This is a genomic window from Glaciibacter sp. 2TAF33 (assembly GCF_052114945.1).
In the GTDB taxonomy this organism is placed as follows: Bacteria; Actinomycetota; Actinomycetes; order Actinomycetales; family Microbacteriaceae; genus Cryobacterium.
This window is the reverse complement of sequence record NZ_JBFRFS010000007.1, coordinates 153,168-175,667: the sequence shown is the minus strand read 5'-3', so window position 1 is coordinate 175,667 and position 22,500 is coordinate 153,168. Positions and strand designations below refer to the sequence as shown.

Here is a 22,500-nt window from a genome sequence, read left to right as displayed (position 1 = left end):
AAAGCTGCGGTGGCATGGATGGCCTGTCGGCCCCACGCTGCTGAGGGGTCAGTCAGGTCCCCGCCGGCAGGACGCGGGTCACAACCACTTCTCGGCGAGGTGTTCCGCGATCACCCGACGTTGTGTACCTGAACGTGACCGCAGCACGATGCTCTCCGTGCGGATCATCGGCCCCACCCGGCGCACACCGTCGACCAGCCCGCCATCCGTCACACCGGTCGCCACGAAGAACGTGTTGTCCCCACGGACCATGTCCTCGATCTCGAGCAGCTTGTCGACATCGAGGCCGGCCGCACTGGCATTGGCTCGTTCCTCGTCGGTGCCCGGGGCGAGCCGGCCCTGCATGAAGCCGCCGATCGCCTTGAGGGCGCACGCCGTGGTGATTCCCTCCGGACTGCCGCCGATACCGACGCACATGTCGATCCTGGTCTCGTGCCGGGCGGCGTTGATGCCGCCGGCCACGTCACCATCGAGCATCAGCCGGGTGCCGGCGCCGGCGGTGCGGATCGCGTCGATCAATCCGATGTGGCGGGGGCGGTCCAGCACGGCGACCACGATCTCACCGACCGGCTTGCCCGTCGCCTTGGAATACTCGCGGATGTTGTCGCCGATCGACTGGTCGAGGCTCACCACACCACGGCCGGCCGCGCCGGTCACGATCTTGTCCATGTAGAAAACGGATGACGCGTCGAGCATGGTGCCGCGGTCGGAGACGGCAATCACCGACAGTGCGTTCTGACGACCGGCCGCGGTGAGGCTGGTGCCGTCGATCGGGTCGACCGCGATGTCGCACGCGGGCCCCCGGCCGTTCCCGACGTGCTCCCCGTTGAAGAGCATCGGGGCCTTGTCCTTCTCCCCCTCGCCGATGACGATCACGCCGTCGAAGTTGACGGTGCCGAGGAACACACGCATGGCGTCGACCGCTGCGCCATCCGCTGCATTCTTGTCACCGCGGCCGATGAACGGCACGGCGCGGATCGCGGCGGCCTCGGTGGCCCGCACCAATTCCATCGCGAGGTTGCGGTCTGGGTGCGAATAAAGCGTGGCGTTGTCTGATTCTGTGCTGTTCACAGGATGGTCCTTCCCGGACGAAACGTGTCGTGAAAACGTGTCAGTGGCGAGGCCCGACAATGGACCAGCGCTGGAAACCAGGGCCGCCGTTCCCACCCTAGCGGGGCTGCGGCAGCCGGCGCCAAGCGGGATGACGCCAGAGCACGGCAGGCACGAGGCTCGCACAGTCAATAGACTCGAACCGTCGGTAGTAATCGGCCTGTCAGAGCTGCTAGTTCGGATTCCAAGGAGACGCAATGCCCATCGCCACCCCAGACCAGTACGCGGAAATGCTGAACAAGGCAAAGGACAAGGGATTCGCCTACCCGGCATTCAACGTGTCCTCGTCGCAGACCATCAACGCCGTGCTGCAGGGACTGACCGAAGCCGGCTCTGACGGCATCATCCAGGTCACCACCGGCGGCGCCGACTACTTCGCCGGACACACCGTGAAGAACCGCGCTTCGGGAGCCCTCGCGTTCGCCCGTTTCGTGCACTCCGTCGCGGACAACTACCCGGTCACCGTCGCCCTGCACACCGACCACTGCCCCAAGGGCGCCCTCGACGACTTCGTGATGCCCCTGATCATCGCCTCAGAAGAAGAGGTCAAGGCTGGACGCAACCCGATCTTCCAGTCCCACATGTGGGACGGCTCGTCGGTGCCGCTGGCCGAGAACATCGAGATCGCCCGCGACATGCTCAAGCGCACCCAGGCCATCAACGCCATCCTCGAGGTCGAGATCGGCGTCGTCGGCGGAGAGGAAGACGGCGTCAGCCACGACATCAACGAGCACCTCTACACCACGCTCGACGACGCGATCGCCCTGGTCGACGCGCTGGGCCTCGGCGAGAACGGCCGCTACATGGCCGCGCTGACCTTCGGCAACGTGCACGGCGTCTACAAGCCGGGCAACGTGAAGCTTCGCCCCGAGCTGCTGAAGGACATCCAGGACGGCCTGCAGGCCAAGTACGGCACCGGCGCGAAGCCGCTGGACCTGGTCTTCCACGGCGGATCCGGTTCAACGGATGCCGAGATCGCCGAGGCCGTCGCCAATGGCGTCGTGAAGATGAACGTCGACACCGACACCCAGTACGCCTTCACCCGCTCGATCGCCGACTACATGCTGAAGAACTACGACGGCGTGCTCAAGGTCGACGGCGAGGTCGGCAACAAGAAGCTCTACGACCCGCGCGCCTGGGGCAAGATCGCCGAGTCGGCGATGGCCGCCCGCGTTGTCGAAGCGACCCGCCAGCTCGGCTCGGCCGGCCACTCGGGAAGCTGAGGCGTGCCGCTGTCCCGCACGCACCAATCGGAGCACCGCAATGACTGATGGCACCGGATCCCCTCCGGCGGGCACCCCGCCGGAGGACCGGCGCCCGCGCCCGAAATACGGCGAGCTGGCCCCGGAGGGCTGGAATTGGAAGCCGCCGGCCGACCCGCGCCACAACGGGCTACAGCCGACGAGCCCGTCGACGGGCCAGCCGACGGGCCCGCAGCCACCCCAGCCGGCGCAGCATCCGCTGCAACGCGGGATCGTGCAGCCTGGCCAGTTCGGCGAACGCGGAGCGCCGGGCTGGGACCGGCCGGTCACGGTGGGCCTCCTGATCTTCGGGCTGCTCGGCACGTTCTTCACGGTGTCGGTGCTGAACGCGCTGCCGCAGGCCGTGCAGATGCTCTACACGCAGGACGGGCTCGGAACCTACGAGCCGGCGGCATCCGTCGGCGCACTGATCACCGGCGGCATCGTGGTGCAGGCCCTGGTCTGGCTGGCGACCGCCGCGATATCGATTCTGCTGGTGGTGCGACGGCGACGCGCGTTCTACGTGCCGCTGATCGGCGGTGTGGTCGCGTTCGTGGCGATTTTCGTGTTCATGGCGATCATCCTGGCCTCGGACCCGACGCTGCTCGAGTTCTACGGCCGTCCCTAGCCTCGAACCCTTAACTCGCCCTCGCCCTCGCCCTCGCGAATCCCCTCACTCGCCGCCGAAACCGCACTTGTTGGGGTTATGGCGCCCGAATAAGCCCAACAAGTGCGGTTTCGGCGAGGGAGGGGCTAGGGGGTGGCGCGGGTGTGGCCGCCCAGGGCGCGCGGGTCGACGTCGCCGCTGCGGCCCTTCCGCAGTTCCTTGGGAAGCGAGAAGATCAGGTCCTCTTCGGCCGTCTTCACTTCCTGCACATCGCCATAGCCGGCATACTCGAGGTCGGCCAGCAACTCCTGCACCAGTTCTTCCGGCACGGATGCCCCGCTCGTCACACCGACGGTGGTCACCCCGTCGAGCCACTCCTGCTTGACCTCGCTGGCATAGTCGACCCGGTAGGCGGCCTTGGCGCCGTACTCCAGCGCCACCTCGACCAGGCGCACCGAGTTCGAGGAGTTCGCGGAGCCGACCACGATCACCAGGTCGGAGTCCCGCGCGACCTTCTTGATCGCGACCTGCCGGTTCTGGGTGGCGTAGCAGATGTCGTCGCTGGGCGGGTCCTGCAGGTTCGGGAAGCGGGCGCGGAGGCGGCGCACGGTTTCCATGGTCTCATCGACACTCAGCGTGGTCTGGGAGAGCCAGACCACCTTGTTCGGGTCACGCACTACGATGGTGTCGGCTTCGTCCGGGCTGCCGACGAGGGTGGTGTGCTCCGGGGCTTCGCCGGCCGTGCCCTCGACCTCTTCGTGGCCTTCGTGGCCGATCAGCAGGATCTCGAAGTCGTCGCGGGCGAACCGCACCGCCTCGCGGTGCACCTTGGTGACCAGCGGGCAGGTAGCGTCGATGGCCTGGAGGCCGCGCTCGGCGGCGGCGTTGACGACCGCAGGGGAGACGCCGTGCGCGCTGAAGACGATGTGCGCGCCGGCGGGAACTTCGTCGACCTCGTCGACGAAGATGGCACCCTTCTTCTCGAGCTCGGTGACCACGTGGATGTTGTGCACGATTTGTTTGCGAACGTACACCGGGGCGCCGTAATGCTCGAGGGCCTTCTCCACGGCGATGACCGCCCGGTCGACGCCGGCGCAGTAACCGCGCGGGGCGGCCAGCAGCACCCGCTTCTGTCCGACCGCGGGGGTATCCTTGAGCCTGCCCTTGACGCTCGGAATCCGGGGCATGCCAAGGCCGATCACCGGCGTATTCGTAGTCACCGATCCAGTGTACGTGAGGGCGCCTGGACATCGGCCTGAGCGTCCGGGGCCGTGGCTGAACGCCGGCCGACCACCATGTACACCCGCGGAAGGAATCACAGATGACCGACGCACCGCCCACCCTGGAGGCGCCCTGGCCGGTGGCATTGCTGTCGAACAAGATCCGCGGCTACATCGAACGCCTCGGCACCGCGTGGGTCGAGGGCGAACTCACCCAGTGGGGCCTGAGCGGCGGAAACGTCTACGGCAAGCTGAAGGACCTCACCGAGGACGCCACCGTGAGCTTCACCGTCTGGTCGTCGGTGCGGGCCAGACTCACCAGCGACTTCAAACAGGGCGACCGCGTGATCGCCTTGATCAAGCCCAACTACTGGGTCAAGGGCGGCAGCCTCACCATGCAGGTGTACGACTTGCGCCACGTCGGCCTCGGCGACCTGCTCGAGCGCCTGGAGCGGTTGCGGCGCCAGCTCGCCTCGGAGGGCCTGTTCGACGCCTCTCGCAAGAAGCGACTGCCGTTCCTGCCGCACTGCATCGGCCTGGTCACCGGCAAGGACTCCGACGCCGAGAAAGACGTCATCCGCAATGCCCAGTTGCGCTGGCCGGCCGTGAACTTCAGGGTCATCCACGCCGCCGTGCAGGGCGACCGAACCGTCAGCGAGGTCACCGCTGCGATCCGGCGGCTCGACGCCGACCCGGAGGTCGACGTCATCATCGTGGCCCGGGGCGGCGGCGATTTCCAGAACCTGCTCGGCTTCAGCGATGAGCGCCTCGTGCGTGCCGCAGCGGCCTGCGCCACCCCCCTGGTCAGCGCGATCGGGCACGAGAACGACCGCCCGCTGCTCGATGACGTTGCCGACCTGCGGGCGTCGACGCCGACGGATGCCGCCAAGCGCGTCGTCCCTGACGTCACCGATGAGCTCAACCGGGTTCACCAGGCCAGGGCCCGCTTGAGTTCCCGGCTCACCGGCATCCTGCACCACGAAGTCGACCGGATCGGGCAGCTTCGCACCAGGCCGGTGCTCAGCGACGGCAGGTGGATCGTCAACACCCGGGCCGAAGACCTCACCCGTTACGTGGCCCGCGGAACGGAGCTGTCGGCCCGGGTCGTGGAGAGCGCGGGATCGGTGATCGCCGACCTCCGCTCGCACCTGCGCGCCCTGTCGCCTCAGGGCACACTGGACCGGGGGTACGCCATCGTGCAGCTGCCCGACGGTCATGTGCTGCGAGATCCGGGGCAGGCGCCGGCGGGCACAGGGCTGGTCCTCACCCTCGCCGAGGGGACGCTGGCCGCGGCGTCGACCGGCATGGCGTCGACCGGCGCCGGCCCTGGCGACGCGGTCGACGCGGAATCCACTGTCAGCCGGTCGAAATAGAATGGGAGCCATGACCCAGCCTGCAGACACCAGCGCCCTGAGCTACGAGCAGGCGCGTGACGAACTCGTGCGCGTGGTCGGCGAACTCGAGCAGGGTTCCGCCACCCTCGAGCAATCCCTGGCGCTGTGGGAGCGCGGCGAAGCCCTCGCCCGGCGCTGCGAAGAGTGGCTGATCGGCGCGAAGGCACGCCTCGACGCTGCCCGAGCCGGCCAGGCCGCCGCCGCCGCACCAGTCCGCGCCACGACCCCACCCGCATCGTCCGCGACACCCGCCTCGTCCGCGGCATCCGCCGAATGAGTCCCGCCAGGCCCCCGCGTATCGTCGCCGAGCTCGGCCGCCCGGAGACGCCGGAAGAGACCGCCGCGCGCCTGGCCGAGAACTCCCGCAAGTACCGCGCCCGCAAGACGATGAACAACTTGGTGCTGTCCCTGCTCGTCACCCTGGCCGCGGTGCTGGTGCTGGTGCTCCTCGTGCCGCGGAGCGACACCTCGTCCGTGAGCACCGTCGACTACCACCAGGTCGCGCAGCAGGCTCAGCACGGGATCGACGAACCGCTGGCGGACCCGAGGCTGCCCGACGGCTGGCGAGCCAACGAGGCGGAGTGGCGCACCGGCGGCTCCGACCAGGTTCCTTCCTGGTACATCGGCCTGCTCACCCCGCGCGACCAGTTCATCGGACTCACCCAGGCGATCAACGCGAATCCGTCCTGGCTCGCCGACGCCTTACAGCGTCAGGCCGCCACCGGCACCGTGACCATCGACGGCATCACCTGGGACGTGTACCGCAACACGGTCAAGGAAGCCGACCGCGGCAATTTCGACTACGCGCTGGTGACGGCATCCGCTGACAGCACCTATCTGCTGGTTGGAACGGCGACCGAAGCCGAGTTCGCCGCGCTCGCGGGGGCCCTGGCCGACCAGATCGCACGGAACGGAGCCGGCTCATGAGCGAATCGACCGGAGCGCACACCACCCCGGCCAAGGCCTGGAACGAGATGCGCCGCGGCAATGAGCGTTTCGTCGCAGGCGAGCCTCGGCACCCCCGCCAGGACGTAGAACGCCGCGCCGAACTGGCCGGCGCACAGGCCCCGCACGCCGCCCTCTTCGGCTGCAGCGACTCACGGCTGGCCGCCGAGATCATCTTCGACAAGGGGCTCGGCGATCTCTTCGTCATCCGCAACGCCGGGCAGATCATCTCGTCCTCGGTGCTGGGTTCGCTCGAGTACGCCGTCGCCGTGCTCAAGGTGCCGCTGATCGTGGTGCTCGGCCACGACGCGTGCGGTGCGGTGCGGGCCGCGATCGACTCCCAGTCGGCGGACGCTCCATTGTTGCCCGCGCACATCGACCACCTGATCCAGAAGATCGTGCCGGCCGTGCGCCGGGTCAGCGGGGTGACGGATGCCTCGCCGCTAGACACGCAGACCATCGACGCGTCCTTGGTGGGCCGGGAACACCTCCGCGACACCATCGCCGAGATGCTGAAGCGGTCGGAGTTGATCAGCGACGCCGTCGCAGCCGGTACATTGGCTATCGTCGGCGCCAACTACCGACTGCTCGAAGGGCGCGCAGACGCCGACGTCATCGTCGGCTCCGTTTAGGCAGCAGAAGACGCATGTCGGCACAACGCCGGCACACAACAGGCGCGTGAGCGCCGCTTGACCGAAAGGGAACACACCGTGGTGGAGAACTCCGCAGGCGACGGATACCGGATCGAACACGACACGATGGGCGAGGTGCGCGTGCCGACGGATGCGCTGTACGGCGCCCAGACGCAGCGTGCGGTGGAGAACTTCCCCATCTCGGGTTCGGTGCTTGAGTCGGCGCAGATCGCCTCCCTCGCCCGGATCAAGAAGGCCGCCGCCCAGGCAAACGCCCGGCTCGGCGTGCTCGACGGCGCCATCGCGGACGCCATCGCCGGGGCCGCCGACGAGGTCATCAGCGGACGCCACGACGACCAGTTCCCGATCGACGTCTACCAGACCGGCAGCGGCACGTCGTCGAACATGAACATGAACGAGGTGCTGGCCACCCTCGCCACGCGCAGCCTGGGCAGCCCGGTCCACCCCAACGACCACGTGAACGCGTCGCAGTCGTCGAACGACGTGTTCCCGACATCGGTTCACATCGCCGTGACCAGCGCCCTGATCGACGACCTCATCCCGTCGCTCGACCACCTCGCTGTTGCGCTCGAGGAGAAGGCGACGGCGTGGGCCGGGGCGGTCAAGGCCGGCCGCACCCACCTGATGGACGCCACGCCGGTGACGCTCGGCCAGGAGTTCGGCGGCTACGCCCGCCAGATGCGGCTCGGCATCGAGCGCGTGCGCACGATGCTCCCCCGGGTGGCCGAAGTGCCGCTCGGCGGCACGGCGGTCGGCACCGGCATCAACACGCCGGCCGGGTTCCCGCAGCTCGTGATCGAGCTCCTCGTCGCCGACACCGAACTGCCGATCACCGAGGCACAGGACCACTTCGAGGCGCAGGCCAACCGGGACGGCCTGGTCGACGCATCCGGTGCCCTGCGCACCATCGCGGTCAGCCTCACCAAGATCTGCAACGACCTGCGCTGGATGGGTTCCGGCCCGAACACCGGGCTCGGCGAGATCTCGATCCCCGACCTGCAGCCGGGTTCCTCGATCATGCCCGGCAAGGTGAACCCGGTGATCCCCGAGGCCGTGCTGATGGTGTGCTCGAGGGTGATCGGCAACGACGCCACCATCGCCTGGTCCGGCGCGTCGGGCTCCTTCGAGCTGAACGTCGCGATCCCGGTGATGGGCACCGCGCTGCTGGAGTCGATCCGCCTGCTCGCCAACGCCACCCGGGTGCTGGCCGACAAGACCATCGACGGCCTCGAGGCCAACCTGGAACGGGCCCGCGCGCTCGCCGAGTCCTCGCCGTCGATCGTCACCCCGCTGAACCGGGTGATCGGCTACGAGGCCGCCGCGAAGGTGGCTAAGCACTCGGTGGCGCAGGGCATGACCGTGCGCGAGGCCGTCATCGATCTCGGCTTCGTCGAGCGCGGCGAGGTCACCACCGAGCAGCTGGACACGGCTCTCGACGTGCTGAGCATGACCCGCCCGCCCCAGGCCCAGCCCTGACCTCAGCCCTCCGCCCCCGGCTCGACGCCGGCCCGCTTCGTGCGCCTCCCAACCGCTGAAGGGTCACATATCGACCTTCACCACCCCGGGAAGGTCGATTCGTGACCCCTCACGATGTCCAGGTCGCGAAAGCGGGGGTGATCAGCGGCGCCAGGGCGACGGATGCCCAGTAGCCGGCCAGCAGGAACGGGCCGAACGGGATCCGGGTGCGAGGCCCGCTCCCCCGGGCCAGCAGGGCCGCAGCGCCCGCCACCGCACCGAGCAGGAACGCCACCATCACGCCCGCGACCGCCGCCGCCGCACTGATCACCCCGAGGGCGAGTCCGAGCACTCCGGCCAGCTTGACGTCGCCCATGCCCATCCCGCCGGCCAGGTTCATCAGCAGCAGGAAGATGAAGTACGCCGCGCCTGCCACCAGCGCCTCGAGCGGGATTCCACCGGCGGCCCCGGACAACGCCACTCCGGCGAGCGCAAACGCGTAGCCGGGCAGCACCAGCCGGTTGGGGAGGCGATGCTCGGCGGCATCGATGGCGATCAACGGCGCGGTCACGACGGCGAGGTAGCCGGCCGGCACGAGTGCCGGGTCCCAGCCGAGCCGCAGCCAGGCGAAGAGCAGCAGGAGCACGGCCGCGGTGACCCCGACGAGTCCTCCGACCCCGGTCCGGGCCCCCAACCCGCGGCGCTGCTGCGCCGTCCACTGGCCAAGGAACCGGCTCCGGAAACGGTGCGTCGCCTCGCGGCTGGGGGGAACCGCGGTGCGAGCGTTGTTGCCGGAGCCGGTCACCCTCGCAGGGTAGCCGCCGGCGGCATCCGCTCGCGGGAGTTATCCACAGGAGCTGCCGCCGGCCGGCACCTTGATGGGTCAGGCCAGGTCGTTGCCCTCCAGCATCTCGGTGACCAGGGCGGCGATCGCGCTCCGCTCCGACCGGGTCAGCGTCATGTGGGCGAACAGCGGATGCCCCTTCAGCGTCTCGATCACGGATGCCACGCCGTCGAAGCGTCCGACCCGGAGGTTGTCGCGCTGGGCCACATCGTGGGTGAGCACCACCCGGGAGTTCTGGCCGATGCGGCTGAGCACCGTGAGCAGCACGTTCCGCTCCAGCGACTGGGCCTCGTCGACGATCACGAAGGCATCGTGCAGCGAACGCCCGCGAATGTGGGTGAGCGGCAGCACCTCGAGGATGCCGCGGTCCATCACCTCCTCGAGCACATTCTCCGAGACCAGCGCGCCGAGGGTGTCGAAGACGGCCTGTCCCCACGGGTTCATCTTCTCGCCCTGGTCGCCGGGAAGGAAGCCCAGTTCCTGGCCGCCGACCGCGTACAGTGGCCGGAACACCATGATCTTCTTGTGCTGCTGCCGCTCGAGTACGGCTTCGAGCCCGGCGCAGAGGGCGAGCGCAGACTTGCCGGTGCCGGCCCGGCCCCCGAGCGAGAGGATCCCGATCTCGGGGTCGAGCAGAAGGTCGATCGCGAGGCGCTGCTCCGCCGAGCGGCCGTGCAGGCCGAATACGTCCCGGTCGCCGCGCACGAGTTTCAGCTCGCCCCGGCCGGTGACCCTGCCGAGCGCCGAGCCGCGCTCGGAGTGGATGACGAGGCCCGTGTTGACCGGCATGTCCTCGACCAGGCGGGTGTGCATCCGCTCATTGTCGTAGAGCTCGTTGATCTGGTTGGAACCCAGCGTGATCTCGTCGAGCCCGGTCCATCCGGAGTCGACGGCCAGTTCGTGCCGGTATTCGTCGGCGGCGAGACCGACCGATGACGCCTTCACCCGCAGCGGGAGGTCCTTGGAGACCACGGTGACGTCGAGCCCGTCGCTGGCCAGGTTCATCGCCACGGCCAGGATCCGGGAATCGTTGTCGCCCAGCTGCAGCCCGGACGGCAGCACCGAGGTGCTCGAGTGGTTGAGCTCCACCCGCAGGCTCCCGCCCTCGCCGACCGGGATCGGGAAGTCGAGTCGTTCGTGCTTGACACGGAGTTCGTCGAGGTACCGCAACGCCTGCCGGGCGAAATACCCGATCTCCGGGTCGTTGCGCTTGGACTCCAGTTCGGTGATCACCACCACCGGGAGCACGACTGCATGCTCCGCAAAGCGGAAGATCGCCTTCGGATCAGACAGCAGTACTGAGGTGTCGAGCACGTAGGTGCGCTCGGCCTGCTTCACCGCCGTTTGGGACGATTCTGCCGTCTGGTTCGAGTTCTGGTAGTCGGTCTGATTCGCGGCCACAACCACTCCCACCCCGCGCATTCCTGCGCGGTTTCTTCGGCGAGTTGGCCACTAGCAGATATCGAGCCGTACTTATGTGGCCGTCTCGATCAGGTGCCGTACCTGATGTGTTTGACGCTACGTCCGGAACCTGAAAATCGCCAGTCCGACACGCGGGCCGTCACGCTCTGTTCACCGGGACGCGCCGCCCCCGTTGTGGGCGTTGACGATGCGGTGAAACCCTCGGTCAGTAGATGGCGGCGGTGGAATAGGACGTGAACGCGGCACGGAGCATGTCGAGCGTCTCCGACGAGGTTCCGGCGTGGATGCTCAGCCGCACCGTTCCGCCCCGGCTGGTCGCGGAGACACCGTGGTTGTGCAGCGACGCGGTCAGCAGGGTGAGCTGTTCCGCTGGCGGCTCGAGCACCACAATTCCCGCCCTCTCCCGCTCGTCGCGGGAGGACGCCACCGGCACGGTGAAATCGTCGGCGAGATCGATCACCCGGGTGACGAGGTCGGAAATCGCCGCCTCCACGCTCGCCACCCCGACGGCTTCCAGTTCCTCCAGGGCGGCCGCGAATCGGCCGTGCGCCATGTTGTCGCCGTTGCTGACCTGGAACGCCCCGGCGTCCGTCCGCGGCGGCAGCACCTCGTCCCACGGGTCGCCCTCGCTGTCGGTTCCGGTGAAGCCCGAGAAGACCGGTGTCAAGCGTCCGACGGCGCGGTCGCTCAAGGCCAGGAAGCCGGTTCCCCAGCCGGCCCTGGTCCATTTCTGGCCACCGGATGCGACGACATCCGCTACTTCGTACGGTGCGTCGATCACGCCGAAGCCCTGGATCGCGTCGACGATCAGCAGGCGGTCGCCGATGACCTGGCGGATGCCTTCCAGGTCGGCGAGGTGGCCGGTGCGCGAGTCGACCAGGCAGACGGCCACGGCGACGACGTCCGAGGTCAACTGCTGCCTGATCTCGCCGGGAGTGACCCGGCCGTGGTTGGTTTCAAGCCAGACCGGTGTGACCACGTGGAGCGCCTCGGCCGCGCGGGCCGCGGCGAACGGGCCGCTCGGAAAGTCGGCGGGCGACAGCAGCACCGCACCGGTGAGCCCGAACATGGCGTGCATCAGGCCGGTGCTGGTGTTGGGCTGCGCCACCACCTGGTCGGCGCGGAAGCCGGTGATGGCGGCAACGGCGTTCCGCATCCGCTCGGTCTGGTTCAGAAGGTTGCCCAGGCTGCCGAATCGGGCGCGGGAGAGCACGTCGATCTGCCCGAGCGACTCGGCGACCACGACGGAGGACAACGGCCCGACGCGGCCGTAGTCGAGGTAGCCGGGTTCTTCGGGGAAACCGTCGATGAACTGCTGGATTGAACCCACGGTCAGCCTCCGTAGCGGCGTTGGCGCCGGGCGAAATCGCGCAGGGCCCGGAGGAAGTCGACCTGCCGCAGGTCGGGTCCGAGCGCCTCCACGAAGTAGAACTCGCTGTGCGCGCTCTGCCACAGCATGAAGTCGGACAGGCGTTGCTCACCCGAGGTGCGGATCACCAGGTCCGGGTCAGGCTGGCCACCGGTGTAGAGGTGCTGGCCGATCAGCTCGGGCGTGAGTGTCTCGGCGAGGTCTTCGAGCGTCCCGCCGTGGGCGTGGTGCGTCGCGACGATGCTGCGCATCGCATCCGTGATCTCGGTGCGGCCGCCGTAGCCGACCGCGAGGTTCACGTGCATTCCGGTCTTGCCTGCGGTGCGGGCGTCGGCCGCGTCGAGGGCCGCGACCAGGGGCTCCGGCAGGCCCTTCTTCGACCCGACCTGCTGCACCTGCCAGTTGCGGTAGTGCGAGAGCTCCTCGGCGAGTCCGGCGATGATCTCGATCAGGTCGGAGAGTTCACGGGCCGGCCGCTGGGTGAGGTTGTCGGACGAGAGCAGGTACAGCGTCACAACCGAGATCCCGAGGTCGTCACACCATTCGAGGAATTCGCGCATCTTGGCGGCGCCGGCCCGATGACCGTGCGCGGCGGAGTTGAATCCCAGCTGGCGCGCCCAACGGCGGTTGCCGTCGATGATCATGGCCACGTGCCGCGGCATGGTCTCCGGTTTCAGCCCGCGACGCAGCCGGCGCTGGTAGACCCCGTAGAGGATGCCGCGCCCGAGGGGAACCTGCCGCTTCTGCACACGATTACGCTAGTCCACTCCGGCCGGGTTGCACGCACCGCACCGAAGCAGGCGGCTGTCATAGGGTTGCTTCATGAGCCGGTACACCCGATGAACGAGAACGCCGTCAGCCCCGAGCACGACATCCCGAACCTGCCGCTGGTGGAGGACGTCGTCGACCATCCGGTCGACGTCAAGCCCACCTGGCGCGGCTGGATCCATGCCGGCACCTTCCCGGTGACGATCATCGCCGGGATCGTGCTGCTGGTCGCCGCCGACGGCCCTGCCGCCACCTGGAGCTGCGCCGTTTTCGTGCTCTGCTCGATGCTCCTGTTCGGCGTCTCAGCGCTCTACCACCGGGTGAACTGGAGCCCCCGCGCAAAAGTCATGCTCAAACGATTCGACCACGCGAACATCTTCCTGTTGATCGCGGGGTCATACACACCGATCACGGTGCTCGCCCTCCCGCCCGCGAAGGCGACCCTCTTGCTGACCCTGGTGTGGGCGGGCGCGTTGTTGGGCATCGCGTTCCGGGTGTTCTGGATCGGCGCTCCCCGCTGGCTCTACGTGCCGTTGTACCTGCTGATGGGCTGGGGCGCGATCATGTTCATCGTCGACTTCTTCCAGGCTGACGCCCTGATGATGACGCTGATCCTGATCGGGGGCCTCTGCTACAGCGTCGGCGCCGTGGTCTACGGGTTCAAGCGGCCCAATCCCCTGCCGGGCGTGTTCGGGTTCCATGAGATCTTCCACACCCTCACGGTGGTGGCGTTCCTCTGCCACTGGACCGCGATCCTGCTGATCGCGACGCATCCGCTCTATCCCTGAGCTACCCCTGGTCCTGAGGTTCGCCCCTGGCGCGGGCGGCCTACTCCAGGCGGTCGTCGCCGTTCTGTGCGGCCTGCTCGTTCTTCAGCCGCTCCTGGATCTCGGCGCGGTAGGTGGTGCGACGGATGCGGCGGACCATGTCCAGCCCGAGCAGAACGACCGCGATGGCGACGAAGAAGATCGCGAGGAAACCGACCGGCCCCGGCGTGACGGTGTCGTCAGGCGGCGGCGTGGTCGCGAGGATCAAACCGAGGACGTACGTCATCCGTTGTCCTCGATCCCGGCGAAGAGGTCTGACTCTGGCATGACGGTGTTCACTTTCGATTCGATGAGCTGGAAGTCTTCGTACGGCCACGCCTCGCGGATCAGGGCGTTCGGCCAGAAGAAGAAGCTGCTGTCGGGAGCGACCTGGCTGGCATGCGAGCGGAGCGCCGCATCCCGGGCCTCGAGGAAGTCGCCGATCGGCACATGCGTGGTGGCGAGCTTCGGGTAGTCCTTCATCCATTCGCGCGCTTCGCCGAGCGGTTCCAGCAGCGCAGAGTCCGGCTCCTTCACGCTGAGCTCGAGGAACATGGCGTCGACCCGCTCGAGGTTGAAGATGCGGTCGTAGTACAGCTTGTCGATCTGCCACGGCGCGCCGGCCTCGGGGTACTGCTCCGGGTCGGCAGCGGCGCGGTAGGCGGCAACGGACACCTGGTGGCAGCGGATGTGGTCGGGGTGCGGGTAGCCGCCGTTCTCGTCGTAGGTCACGAGTACGTGCGGCCGGAGTTCCCGGATCAGACGCACCAGCGGTTCGGCGGAGATCTCGAGTGGGATGTCGGCGAACGAGTTCGCCGGGACCGACCCGTCGTCATTCATGCCGGAATCCTCGTACCCGAGCCAGCGGTGGTCGACACCGAGATGCCCCTGCGCCGCCGCCATCTCACGGCGGCGGAGGCCTGCGATGTCGCGTTCGGCCATGGCGCGGTCGGCCACCGCTTCGTTCAGGATGCTGCCGCGTTCGCCGCCGGTGCAGCTGACCACTGTCACCTCGGCGCCTTTGCTCCGGTAGTAGGCATACGTGGCAGCGCCCTTGCTCGACTCGTCGTCGGGATGGGCGTGCACCGCCATTAGTCGCAGTGTCACCGAACTCCTCACGAATGCCAGATAGCCTTGAATGCCAGCCTAATCGTTGAACCGTGAGTGTGGAGTCGCCCGTCGTGAGTGTGCAGTGGCAGTGGCAGTGGCAGTGAGCAGCGACCTCGATACCCGATACGGCAGAAGCCGCAACCACAAGAAACGGGACCGGACCGTCCTGTGGATCCTCGCCTGCGTGTTCGTCGTGGTCTTCGGGGCCTGGGTGGTCTGGGCGGGGCTCGACGCCGGTAAGCCCGTCATCGAGACCCGGGACCTGGGCTACACCATCGTCGACGACAATCTGATCAGCATCGACTCCGAGGTGTCAGCCCCCACCGACACGGCGATGAGCTGCGCGGTGCAAGCGTTGAATCAGTCCTTCACCGTGGTGGGCTGGAAAGTTATCGACCTGCCTCCGTCGAAGAAGTTCACCCGCACCTTCACGGTCGACCTCCGAACCAGTGAGCTGAGCACGACGGGCTTGATTTACCGGTGCTGGCTGACCTAGACTGACGTATTCGCCCTGACGTGCTCGTCGGGGCGTTGGCTATATCTGCGGGCTCGTGAGGGCCGGAACCAGCAGTCGAATCCAGCACAAGAGGAGAATGTCCATGACCACCGAAACTACGGTCACCTGGCTGACCCAGGAGGCCTTTGACCGCCTCACGGCGGAACTGGAGACCCTCAGCACCACCGGGCGCGAAGACATCACCCGGAAGATCGAGTCCGCCCGCGAAGAGGGCGACCTCAAGGAGAACAGCGGCTACCACGCGGCCAAGGAGGAGCAGGGCAAGCAGGAGGCGCGCATCCGCACGCTCACGCAGCTACTGCGCACCGCCGAAGTCGGCGCCGCCCCGGAGAGCCAGGGCATCGTCGTGCCCGGCACCGTCATCACCGCCACGATCGCGGGCGACGAGACCCGTTTCCTGATCGGCAGCCGCGAGATCGCCGGCGCCAGCGACCTCGACGTCTACAGCGAGCAGAGCCCGCTCGGCGAGGCCATCATCGGACTCAAGGTCGGCGCGAAGACCAGCTACACCGCGCCCAACGGCAAGGAGATCACCGTGTCGATCTCCAAGGTCGAGACCTTCACCGGCAAGTAGCACGCGCCGCACGCGCGCATCCGCTCGCGCGCATCCGCTCGCGAAAACGCACTTGTTGGGGTTATGAGCACGTGATAACCCCAACAAGTGCGTTTTCGCGTACAGGGTGGGAGGGCTAGTCGAGTTGGGGGTCGTAGCCGGCCGCGCGGAGCACATCGACCACCTGCTGGCGGTGATCCGGGCCCCGGGTCTCCACGCTGATGTCGATCTCGACCTCGGTCAACTGCAGCCCGGCGCCGTGGCGGGTGTGCAGCACTTCGATCACATTCGCCTGCGCCTCCGCGAGCAACTCGGCGATGCGCGCGAGCTGGCCGGGGCGGTCGGGCAGCATTATCCGCAGGGTGAGGTAGCGGTCTGATGCCGCGAGGCCGTGGCTGATCACGCGCTGCATGAGCAGCGGGTCGATGTTGCCTCCCGACAGGATGGCGACCGTCGTCCCGTCCGACGGCACCTTCCCGGCCAGGATGGCGGCGACGGACACCGCTCCGGCCGGTTCAACGACGAGCTTCGCGCGCTCCAGCAGCACCAGCAGCGCCCGGGCGGTGTCGTCTTCGCTGACCGTCACGATCTCATCGACGACATCCTTGATGATGTCGAAGTTCAGCAGCCCCGGCTTGCCGACCGCGATGCCGTCGGCGATGGTCGGCAGGATCGTGATCTCGACGGCCTCGCCCGCCTCCAGCGAGGGCGGGTAGGCGGCGGCGTTGGCGGCCTGCACGCCGATCACGCGAATGCTGCGACCCTCACGTGCCGCACGCTGCTTGAGGGCGCTGGCGACCCCGGCGATGAGTCCGCCCCCGCCGATCGGGATGACCACGGTCTGCACGCCGGGAACCTGGTCAAGGATCTCCAGGCCCAGGGTGCCCTGCCCGGCGACCACATCAGGGTGGTCGAACGGCGGGATGAGGATGGCACCGGTCTCCTCCGCGTACGCGGCGGCCGCCAGGAGCGGCTCGGTCACGGTGTGGCCGCGAAGTACCACCTGGGCGCCGTAGTCGCGGGTCGCCTGCAGTTTCGGCAAGGCGACACCGACCGGCATGAAGATGGTGGCCGCGATGCCCAGCTCGCGCGCGGCGAACGCCACGCCCTGGGCGTGGTTCCCAGCGGACGCCGCCACCACGCCGTGTGCCCGTTCCTCCGCGGTGAGTTGGGAGAGCCGGTTATAGGCGCCACGGATCTTGTACGAGCCGGTGCGCTGCAGGTTCTCGCACTTGAGGAACACCGGGGCGCCGAGCACCTCTTCCAGATACCGCGAGCTCTCCATCGGAGTGACCTGTGCGACTCGGGAGACGACCACGCGCGCGGCCTCGATGTCGGCCAGGGTGGGGCCGACGATGGTTTCAGTCATGGAGCGGGCTTTCTGGACGGGTCGTGGTGGGGTGGATGAGTCCCGGCGTGGGCGCGCCGCCGGCGACGGGCGAGACGACGACCGTGGTCTCGCGGCGGAAGCCGGGCCGCTGCGGGACCGTCTGCCAGATCGGCGACGCCGGGCCGGCATCCGCTGCCGGGAGGCCGGCACGCCAGGTGCCGCGGGAAATGTAGTTGGTCATGACGTTCAGCACCGCCGCGATCGGTACAGCGAACAGGGCACCCGGGATGCCGGCGACCAGGGATCCTGCGGCGACGGCGAGGACGACGGCGAGCGGATGCACCTTCACCGCCGTTCCCATGATCAGCGGCTGCAGGACGTGGCCCTCGATCTGCTGGACCAGCAGCACCACTCCGAGCATGATCAGCGCGTGCACCGGGCTGAGGAAGATCAGTGCGAGGACAACCGCCACCGCGCCGGTCACGACAGCACCGACGATCGGGATGAACGAGCCGAGGAGCACCAGGATGCCGATGGGGATGGCCAGCGGAACACCGATGATGGCGGCTCCCACCCCGATACCGATGGCGTCGATGGTGGCGACGAGGATCTGCACCTTGGCGAAGTTGCCCAGAGTCGCCCAGCCGGCGACACCGGCACCATGCACCGCCGCGCGTGCGCGACGCGGAAACAGGCGCACGATCCAGGCCCAGATGCCTTTGCCGTCGATGAGGATGAACAGCAGGCTGAACAGCGTGAGCAGGAGCCCGGCGAGCAGGTGCCCGATCGAGGTTCCGACCGAGAGCGCCCCGCTGACGAAGACCGCACTGTCGGTCTGGAGCGCCGACCAGGCCTGGGCCACGTAATCGTTGATCTGCGCCTCGGTCAGGTGCAACGGCGAGGTGAGCAGGAAGTCCTTGAAGCTCTCAAAGGAATCGTTGAGACGAGAGCTGAACCCGCTTGCCCCGTTGGCGATCTGGGTGCTGGCGAGGGTGATCAGGCCGGCGACGACCGCGAGCGTTCCCACCATCACCACGGCGACCGCAAGGGCTTTCGGCCATTTATGCCGCACCAGGAATGAAACCAGCGGTACCAGCAGGGCGGAGACCAGGACTGCCACCAGGAGCGGAATCACGATCAACCGCAGCTGCACGACCAGGAACAGGAAGGCCGCGATCGCGGCGCCGATGACCAGCAGCCGCCATGACCAGGCGCCGGCCAGCCGCAGACCGGGCGGCAGGTTCTCCGGCGCGCGCGGCGTCACCACCGGCTCCGAGACGCTCCTGCGTCCGCCGAACAGCCTGCTCCAGCCTGACTTTCCCGAGGTGTTCGTCACAGAATCAGTCTAAGACCGGTCCCTGCCGCCGCTGGGACGCGGTGTCGGCGGGTGACGCTACGCTCGATCCGATGGCCCAGACGATCTCTCCCGCCCTTGCCCGCCGCATCGCGCTCGCGGCGCAAGGCTTCGGCCGACGCCCGACAGCGAGAACGCATGCCGAAACGGATGCCTCGCTCGGCATCCGCCAGGCCGGCACGGTCCAGGCCGGCATCCGTCAGCCAGACAGCAGTAGGCCCGGCACCGCCCAGCGCCGCACAACTCAGCCCCGCACCATTCAGCCCGGCATCCGTCAGCTGGATGCGCTGGTACAGCGTCTGGGCCTCCTGCAGATCGACTCGGTCAACGTGTTCGAGCGGAGCCACTACATGCCGGCGTTCAGCCGCCTGGGATCCTACGACAAGGCGCAGCTCGACCGGCTCACCTACGGGAGTACGGCCCGGCTCACCGAATACTGGGCACATGAGGCGTCGTTCCTGCCGCTCGAGGCGTGGCCGTTGTTCCGGTGGCGGATGCAGGACTTCCGTAACCGTCACGCCGGCGATGCCGGGCACTGGGCAAACGCGAACCAGCCGATGTTGGACTGGCTGCGCGCCGAGCTGGTCGCGAACGGGCCGATGCCGGCCAGCGCCATCGAACACGACGCCAACAAGCGCAGCGGCCCGTGGTGGGGCTGGTCGGAGGTGAAGACCGGGCTCGAGGTACTGTTCCGCTGGGGCGACGTGGTCAGCGCCGGACGCCAGCGGTTTGAACGGGTCTATGCCCTTCCGGAGCAGGCGATGCCCCGGACGCTCCTGGACCGCGCCGTGTCCCGCGAAGACGCCCACCGGGAGTTGGTCAGCCGGTCGGCGCGCGCCCACGGCATCGGCACGGCCAAGGACCTCACCGACTACTTCCGGCTGAAGACCGAACCGACCCTGGTCGCGATCCGGGAGCTGGAAGAGTCCGGCGAACTGGTTCGCGTCGAAGTGCCGGGCTGGGGCCGGAACGCTGCCCCCGGCGATGCCTGGCTGCACCGGGATGCCCGCCTCCCCCGCCGGATTGACGCCGCAACCGTGCTGTCGCCGTTCGACCCGGTGGTCTGGGAGCGAGCGAGGGCAGAGCGGATGTTCGGCTTCCGCTACCGGATTGAGATCTACACGCCCGAGCCGAAACGCGTGTTCGGCTACTACGTGCTCCCGGTGCTGCTCGGCGACACGATCGTGGGACGGGTCGACCTGAAGAACGACCGGCAGAACGGGGTGCTGCAGGTGCAAGCCGCCTGGGCGGAGCCCGGCGCGCCGGCGGACACGGCCGAGCAACTGGCATCCGTTCTCCGGGAGACCGCGGACTGGCAGGGCCTCGGCGAGATCGTGGTCGCACCGCGTGGGAACCTCGCCGACGGGCTCGCTGCCGAAGTCGCCGCGTCGTAGCCGCCGCCGGGGTCTCGACCCTTCGGCCCTTCGACCCTTCGACAGGCTCAGGGCACCGCAGGCTCAGGGCATCGCAGGTTCGACCACCGGGCTAGAAAGTACGGCCCATCGTGTGCAGGCGCTCAATGCGGTCCGCAATCGGCGGGTGGGTGCTGAACAGGCGGCTCATCACGCCCGGCTTCAGCGGGTCGGCGATCCACAGGTGCGACATCGAGGTGTTCTGCCTGCGCATCGGGCGGCCGTAGGTCTCCAGCTTCGCCAGGGCGCTGGCCAGGGCGTCCGGGTGCCGCGTCGTCATCGCGCTGGTGGCGTCGGCGAGGTACTCGCGCTGCCGGGACACGGCCAGCTGCACCATGCTGGCCACCAGCGGCGCGACGACCATGGCGACCAGGCCGAACACCAGCACGACCGGGTTGCCGCCCTGGTTATTGTTGTTGCGGCCGAAGAACGCCATCCGCAGGAACATGTCGGAAATGAACCCGACGGCGACGACCAGGCCGAACACGATCAGCGAGACCCGGATGTCGTAGTTGCGCACGTGGCCGAGTTCATGGGCCATGATGCCCTCGAGCTCGGAGTCGTCCATGATCTCGAGGAGCCCGGTGGTGGCGGCCACGACGGCGTGTTCGGGGTCGCGCCCGGTGGCGAACGCGTTCGGCGCCGGGTCGCTGATCACGTAGATCTCGGGCATCGGCGTGCCGGTGGTGATCGAGAGGTTCTCCACCGTGCGCCAGAGCCGCGGGTGGTCGGCCTTGCTGTTGATCCTGATCCCGCCGGCCATGGCCACCGCCTGGCGGCCGGCCATGAAGTACTGGAACACCGCGTACAGGACCGCGATCACGATCGTGGTGACCAGGATCCCATAGCCGCCCCGGCCGTACACGGCATTGGCCAGCCACCCCAGCCCACCGATGAACACCAGGAAGAAAATGATGATGAAGACGGTGTTGCGCTTGTTCCGCGCAATCGCGCTATACATGTGCGCCTGCCGTTAGAACTGGACGCGCGGTGGCTCCGCAATGGCTGCGGAGTCGGAGACCTCGAAGAAGTCCCGTTCGGTGAAACCGAGGTTGCGCGCGAAGATGTGGTTCGGGAACACCTTGATCTTAGTGTTCAGCTCGCGCACCCCACCGTTGTAGAACCGCCGCGAGGCCTGGATCTTGTCTTCGGTGTCCACCAGTTCCGCCTGCAGCTGCAGGTAGTTCTGGCTGGCCTGCAACTGCGGGTAGGCCTCGGCGACGGCGAAGATGCTCTTCAGCGCGGTCTGCATGTGGTTCTCAGCGACGGATGCCTCCGCCGGTCCCTGCGCGGACAGCGTCTCGGCGCGCGCCTTGGTGACGTTCTCGAACACGCCGCGCTCGTGCGCGGCATAGCCCTTGACCGTTTCGATCAGGTTCGGAATGAGGTCGGCGCGACGCTTGAGCTGCACGGTGATGTCGCTCCACGCCTCATCGACGCGCACATTGAGTGTCACCAGGGAGTTGTACGTCGCCCAGAGGTAGATGCCGATGATTACAACAAGCGCGACAACGATGAGAACCGGGATGAGCCATTCCATGGCAGCGAACTCCTTGTACTTGGGCAGGCCGGAATGGCCCTGTGGGTGCGGGGTTAAGCTTAGCGGCGGCCCGCGCGCTCCCACCCGCTTCCCATGACACTCCAAGCTAAACCCGGCCGATCTCACACCCCGCCGCGGTCGTAGGCTCTGAGTATGAGCGAGTTGCGAGCGGACGCCGAACCCCCCGCCGCCGAGCCGCGCGGCCGCTCGCGGGGCCGCCCGCGCGGATCGACGGCCGGCGACGCCCGCGCCACCATCCTCAAGGCCGCGGCCGACGAGTTCGCCGAGCGTGGGTACGAGGCCTCCTCGCTCCGGGCGATCGCCCGGCGCGCCGGGGTCGACCCGGCCCTCGTGCACCACTACTTCGAGGACAAGCGCGACCTGTTCGCCGAGACCATCCATGCGCCGTTCCGTCCCGACCGGGTGGTGCCGGGCATCCTGGCCGGCCCACGCGACCAGGTCGGCGAGAGCGTCGCCCGGTACGTGCTCACCGAGCTGGCCTCCCCCGCCGCGCAGAAACGCATCGCCCTGGTCCTGCGCACCGCGATCGGGCACAATCCGGCCACCCGGATGCTCCGTGAGTTCCTGGTCCGGGAAGTGCTGCACCGAATCGCGGAGGGTGTCGGCGGGCCGGACGCGGACCTGCGGGCCGCACTCGCCGCCTCGCAGGTGGTCGGCCTGATCATGACCCGGTACGTGCTCAAGATCGAGCCGATCGCAAGCGCCCCGGTCGATGAATTGGTGGCCCGCCTCGGGCCCGTCCTGCAGTGGCACCTCGTCGGCTACTCCCCCGGCGAAGCGCTGAAACCGGCCCCGGAGCTTCCCCGCCGCTGACCCTTGACACGCGTCG

General features: G+C 68.1%; 24 protein-coding genes. 12 read left to right on the top strand and 12 right to left on the bottom strand.

The genetic code is table 11. The annotated features are described in order from the left end of the window. Window positions 1-78 precede the first annotated feature (78 nt). Window positions 79-1,011 (bottom strand): class II fructose-bisphosphatase, encoded by a 933-nt coding sequence (glpX, locus tag AB4Y94_RS09020; protein ID WP_441727457.1) that lies wholly within the window; start codon window positions 1,009-1,011, stop codon window positions 79-81. 296 nt (window positions 1,012-1,307) lie between these two features. Here glpX and fbaA point away from each other — a divergent pair, with 296 nt between their 5' ends. Together fbaA and AB4Y94_RS09010 are read left to right on the top strand one after the other, a co-directional pair. Continuing rightward, on the top strand, window positions 1,308-2,333 hold the full coding sequence (gene fbaA / locus AB4Y94_RS09015; protein WP_441727394.1) for a class II fructose-bisphosphate aldolase: 1,026 nt from the start codon (window positions 1,308-1,310) through the stop codon (window positions 2,331-2,333). A 40-nt stretch (window positions 2,334-2,373) separates the two neighbouring features. Further along, entirely contained in the window at window positions 2,374-2,979 is a 606-nt protein-coding gene (locus AB4Y94_RS09010; RefSeq protein WP_441727393.1) for a DUF6264 family protein, read from the top strand. Between the two features lie 125 nt (window positions 2,980-3,104). Here the strand turns inward: AB4Y94_RS09010 and AB4Y94_RS09005 are convergent, their stop codons facing one another. Then, window positions 3,105-4,145: a 4-hydroxy-3-methylbut-2-enyl diphosphate reductase gene (locus tag AB4Y94_RS09005; RefSeq protein WP_441727456.1), complete on the bottom strand. Its 1,041-nt coding sequence runs from the start codon at window positions 4,143-4,145 to the stop codon at window positions 3,105-3,107. 134 nt (window positions 4,146-4,279) lie between these two features. Between AB4Y94_RS09005 and xseA the strand changes: the two genes are divergently transcribed. From xseA to AB4Y94_RS08980, 5 genes are all read left to right on the top strand, one after another. After that, the gene (gene xseA / locus AB4Y94_RS09000; protein WP_441727392.1) at window positions 4,280-5,551 is read left to right on the top strand and encodes an exodeoxyribonuclease VII large subunit; all 1,272 of its coding nucleotides are present in this window, start codon (window positions 4,280-4,282) and stop codon (window positions 5,549-5,551) included. 1 nt (window position 5,552) lies between these two features. Next, window positions 5,553-5,849 carry an exodeoxyribonuclease VII small subunit gene (locus AB4Y94_RS08995; RefSeq protein ID WP_441727391.1) on the top strand — a complete coding sequence of 99 codons (297 nt, stop codon included), beginning with the start codon at window positions 5,553-5,555 and terminating at the stop codon, window positions 5,847-5,849. Further along, entirely contained in the window at window positions 5,846-6,499 is a 654-nt protein-coding gene (locus tag AB4Y94_RS08990; RefSeq protein WP_441727390.1) for a DUF4245 domain-containing protein, read from the top strand. Before AB4Y94_RS08995 ends, AB4Y94_RS08990 begins: the two co-directional genes overlap by 4 nt. Continuing rightward, complete coding sequence (locus AB4Y94_RS08985; protein ID WP_441727389.1) at window positions 6,496-7,149, top strand: carbonic anhydrase; 654 nt, start codon at window positions 6,496-6,498, stop codon at window positions 7,147-7,149. Before AB4Y94_RS08990 ends, AB4Y94_RS08985 begins: the two co-directional genes overlap by 4 nt. A gap of 78 nt (window positions 7,150-7,227) precedes the next feature. After that, entirely contained in the window at window positions 7,228-8,646 is a 1,419-nt protein-coding gene (locus tag AB4Y94_RS08980) for a class II fumarate hydratase (RefSeq protein ID WP_441727388.1), read from the top strand. A gap of 109 nt (window positions 8,647-8,755) precedes the next feature. Here AB4Y94_RS08980 and AB4Y94_RS08975 read toward each other — a convergent pair whose 3' ends face one another. The 4 genes from AB4Y94_RS08975 to AB4Y94_RS08960 all read right to left on the bottom strand — a co-directional run bounded on the left by AB4Y94_RS08975 (window position 8,756) and on the right by AB4Y94_RS08960 (window position 13,009). Then, window positions 8,756-9,430 carry a prepilin peptidase gene (locus tag AB4Y94_RS08975; protein ID WP_441727387.1) on the bottom strand — a complete coding sequence of 225 codons (675 nt, stop codon included), beginning with the start codon at window positions 9,428-9,430 and terminating at the stop codon, window positions 8,756-8,758. A 78-nt stretch (window positions 9,431-9,508) separates the two neighbouring features. Beyond that, on the bottom strand, window positions 9,509-10,891 hold the full coding sequence (locus tag AB4Y94_RS08970) for a PhoH family protein (RefSeq protein WP_441727386.1): 1,383 nt from the start codon (window positions 10,889-10,891) through the stop codon (window positions 9,509-9,511). Between the two features lie 205 nt (window positions 10,892-11,096). After that, entirely contained in the window at window positions 11,097-12,221 is a 1,125-nt protein-coding gene (locus AB4Y94_RS08965; RefSeq protein WP_441727385.1) for an aminotransferase class V-fold PLP-dependent enzyme, read from the bottom strand. A gap of 2 nt (window positions 12,222-12,223) precedes the next feature. Beyond that, window positions 12,224-13,009 (bottom strand): isoprenyl transferase, encoded by a 786-nt coding sequence (locus AB4Y94_RS08960; protein ID WP_441727384.1) that lies wholly within the window; start codon window positions 13,007-13,009, stop codon window positions 12,224-12,226. A 90-nt stretch (window positions 13,010-13,099) separates the two neighbouring features. Between AB4Y94_RS08960 and trhA the strand changes: the two genes are divergently transcribed. Next, a complete protein-coding gene (trhA, locus tag AB4Y94_RS08955; protein ID WP_441727383.1) occupies window positions 13,100-13,816 on the top strand; it encodes a PAQR family membrane homeostasis protein TrhA in 717 nt (238 codons plus the stop codon). A 40-nt stretch (window positions 13,817-13,856) separates the two neighbouring features. On the opposite strand, the gene AB4Y94_RS08950 is transcribed toward trhA, so the two are convergent. Together AB4Y94_RS08950 and mca are read right to left on the bottom strand one after the other, a co-directional pair. Beyond that, complete coding sequence (locus AB4Y94_RS08950; RefSeq protein WP_441727382.1) at window positions 13,857-14,081, bottom strand: hypothetical protein; 225 nt, start codon at window positions 14,079-14,081, stop codon at window positions 13,857-13,859. Continuing rightward, on the bottom strand, window positions 14,078-14,926 hold the full coding sequence (gene mca / locus AB4Y94_RS08945) for a mycothiol conjugate amidase Mca (protein WP_441727454.1): 849 nt from the start codon (window positions 14,924-14,926) through the stop codon (window positions 14,078-14,080). The genes AB4Y94_RS08950 and mca overlap by 4 nt, the downstream gene beginning before the upstream one ends. Before the next feature lie 112 nt (window positions 14,927-15,038). Here mca and AB4Y94_RS08940 point away from each other — a divergent pair, with 112 nt between their 5' ends. Further along, the gene (locus tag AB4Y94_RS08940) at window positions 15,039-15,440 is read left to right on the top strand and encodes a DUF4307 domain-containing protein (RefSeq protein WP_441727381.1); all 402 of its coding nucleotides are present in this window, start codon (window positions 15,039-15,041) and stop codon (window positions 15,438-15,440) included. Window positions 15,441-15,543: 103 nt separating this feature from the next. After that, window positions 15,544-16,035: a transcription elongation factor GreA gene (gene greA / locus AB4Y94_RS08935; RefSeq protein WP_441727380.1), complete on the top strand. Its 492-nt coding sequence runs from the start codon at window positions 15,544-15,546 to the stop codon at window positions 16,033-16,035. A gap of 115 nt (window positions 16,036-16,150) precedes the next feature. On the opposite strand, the gene ilvA is transcribed toward greA, so the two are convergent. After that, on the bottom strand, window positions 16,151-17,383 hold the full coding sequence (gene ilvA / locus AB4Y94_RS08930; protein ID WP_441727379.1) for a threonine ammonia-lyase: 1,233 nt from the start codon (window positions 17,381-17,383) through the stop codon (window positions 16,151-16,153). After that, a complete protein-coding gene (locus AB4Y94_RS08925; protein ID WP_441727378.1) occupies window positions 17,376-18,680 on the bottom strand; it encodes an AI-2E family transporter in 1,305 nt (434 codons plus the stop codon). The genes ilvA and AB4Y94_RS08925 overlap by 8 nt, the downstream gene beginning before the upstream one ends. A gap of 71 nt (window positions 18,681-18,751) precedes the next feature. Between AB4Y94_RS08925 and AB4Y94_RS08920 the strand changes: the two genes are divergently transcribed. After that, complete coding sequence (locus tag AB4Y94_RS08920; protein ID WP_441727377.1) at window positions 18,752-20,092, top strand: winged helix-turn-helix domain-containing protein; 1,341 nt, start codon at window positions 18,752-18,754, stop codon at window positions 20,090-20,092. A gap of 91 nt (window positions 20,093-20,183) precedes the next feature. Here AB4Y94_RS08920 and AB4Y94_RS08915 read toward each other — a convergent pair whose 3' ends face one another. Together AB4Y94_RS08915 and AB4Y94_RS08910 are read right to left on the bottom strand one after the other, a co-directional pair. Further along, window positions 20,184-21,071 (bottom strand): M48 family metalloprotease, encoded by an 888-nt coding sequence (locus AB4Y94_RS08915; RefSeq protein WP_441727376.1) that lies wholly within the window; start codon window positions 21,069-21,071, stop codon window positions 20,184-20,186. Between the two features lie 12 nt (window positions 21,072-21,083). Then, window positions 21,084-21,650, bottom strand: coding sequence for a LemA family protein (locus AB4Y94_RS08910; protein WP_441727375.1), 567 nt, complete (start codon window positions 21,648-21,650; stop codon window positions 21,084-21,086). Window positions 21,651-21,803: 153 nt separating this feature from the next. On the opposite strand from AB4Y94_RS08910, the gene AB4Y94_RS08905 reads away from it, so the two are divergent. Then, entirely contained in the window at window positions 21,804-22,484 is a 681-nt protein-coding gene (locus AB4Y94_RS08905; RefSeq protein WP_441727374.1) for a TetR/AcrR family transcriptional regulator, read from the top strand. Window positions 22,485-22,500 lie beyond the last annotated feature (16 nt).

Bases quoted from the DNA above. Each gene is read 5' to 3' on its own strand.
- glpX (WP_441727457.1), bottom strand. From the start codon at position 1,011: ATGGAATTGGTGCGGGCCACCGAGGCCGCCGCGATCCGCGCCGTGCCG.
- fbaA (WP_441727394.1), top strand. From the start codon at position 1,308: ATGCCCATCGCCACCCCAGACCAGTACGCGGAAATGCTGAACAAGGCA.
- AB4Y94_RS09010 (WP_441727393.1), top strand. From the start codon at position 2,374: ATGACTGATGGCACCGGATCCCCTCCGGCGGGCACCCCGCCGGAGGAC.
- AB4Y94_RS09005 (WP_441727456.1), bottom strand. From the start codon at position 4,145: ATGCCCCGGATTCCGAGCGTCAAGGGCAGGCTCAAGGATACCCCCGCG.
- xseA (WP_441727392.1), top strand. From the start codon at position 4,280: ATGACCGACGCACCGCCCACCCTGGAGGCGCCCTGGCCGGTGGCATTG.
- AB4Y94_RS08995 (WP_441727391.1), top strand. From the start codon at position 5,553: ATGGGAGCCATGACCCAGCCTGCAGACACCAGCGCCCTGAGCTACGAG.
- AB4Y94_RS08990 (WP_441727390.1), top strand. From the start codon at position 5,846: ATGAGTCCCGCCAGGCCCCCGCGTATCGTCGCCGAGCTCGGCCGCCCG.
- AB4Y94_RS08985 (WP_441727389.1), top strand. From the start codon at position 6,496: ATGAGCGAATCGACCGGAGCGCACACCACCCCGGCCAAGGCCTGGAAC.
- AB4Y94_RS08970 (WP_441727386.1), bottom strand. From the start codon at position 10,891: ATGCGCGGGGTGGGAGTGGTTGTGGCCGCGAATCAGACCGACTACCAG.
- trhA (WP_441727383.1), top strand. From the start codon at position 13,100: ATGAACGAGAACGCCGTCAGCCCCGAGCACGACATCCCGAACCTGCCG.
- AB4Y94_RS08950 (WP_441727382.1), bottom strand. From the start codon at position 14,081: ATGACGTACGTCCTCGGTTTGATCCTCGCGACCACGCCGCCGCCTGAC.
- mca (WP_441727454.1), bottom strand. From the start codon at position 14,926: ATGGCGGTGCACGCCCATCCCGACGACGAGTCGAGCAAGGGCGCTGCC.
- greA (WP_441727380.1), top strand. From the start codon at position 15,544: ATGACCACCGAAACTACGGTCACCTGGCTGACCCAGGAGGCCTTTGAC.
- ilvA (WP_441727379.1), bottom strand. From the start codon at position 17,383: ATGACTGAAACCATCGTCGGCCCCACCCTGGCCGACATCGAGGCCGCG.
- AB4Y94_RS08920 (WP_441727377.1), top strand. From the start codon at position 18,752: ATGGCCCAGACGATCTCTCCCGCCCTTGCCCGCCGCATCGCGCTCGCG.
- AB4Y94_RS08915 (WP_441727376.1), bottom strand. From the start codon at position 21,071: ATGTATAGCGCGATTGCGCGGAACAAGCGCAACACCGTCTTCATCATC.
- AB4Y94_RS08910 (WP_441727375.1), bottom strand. From the start codon at position 21,650: ATGGAATGGCTCATCCCGGTTCTCATCGTTGTCGCGCTTGTTGTAATC.
- AB4Y94_RS08905 (WP_441727374.1), top strand. From the start codon at position 21,804: ATGAGCGAGTTGCGAGCGGACGCCGAACCCCCCGCCGCCGAGCCGCGC.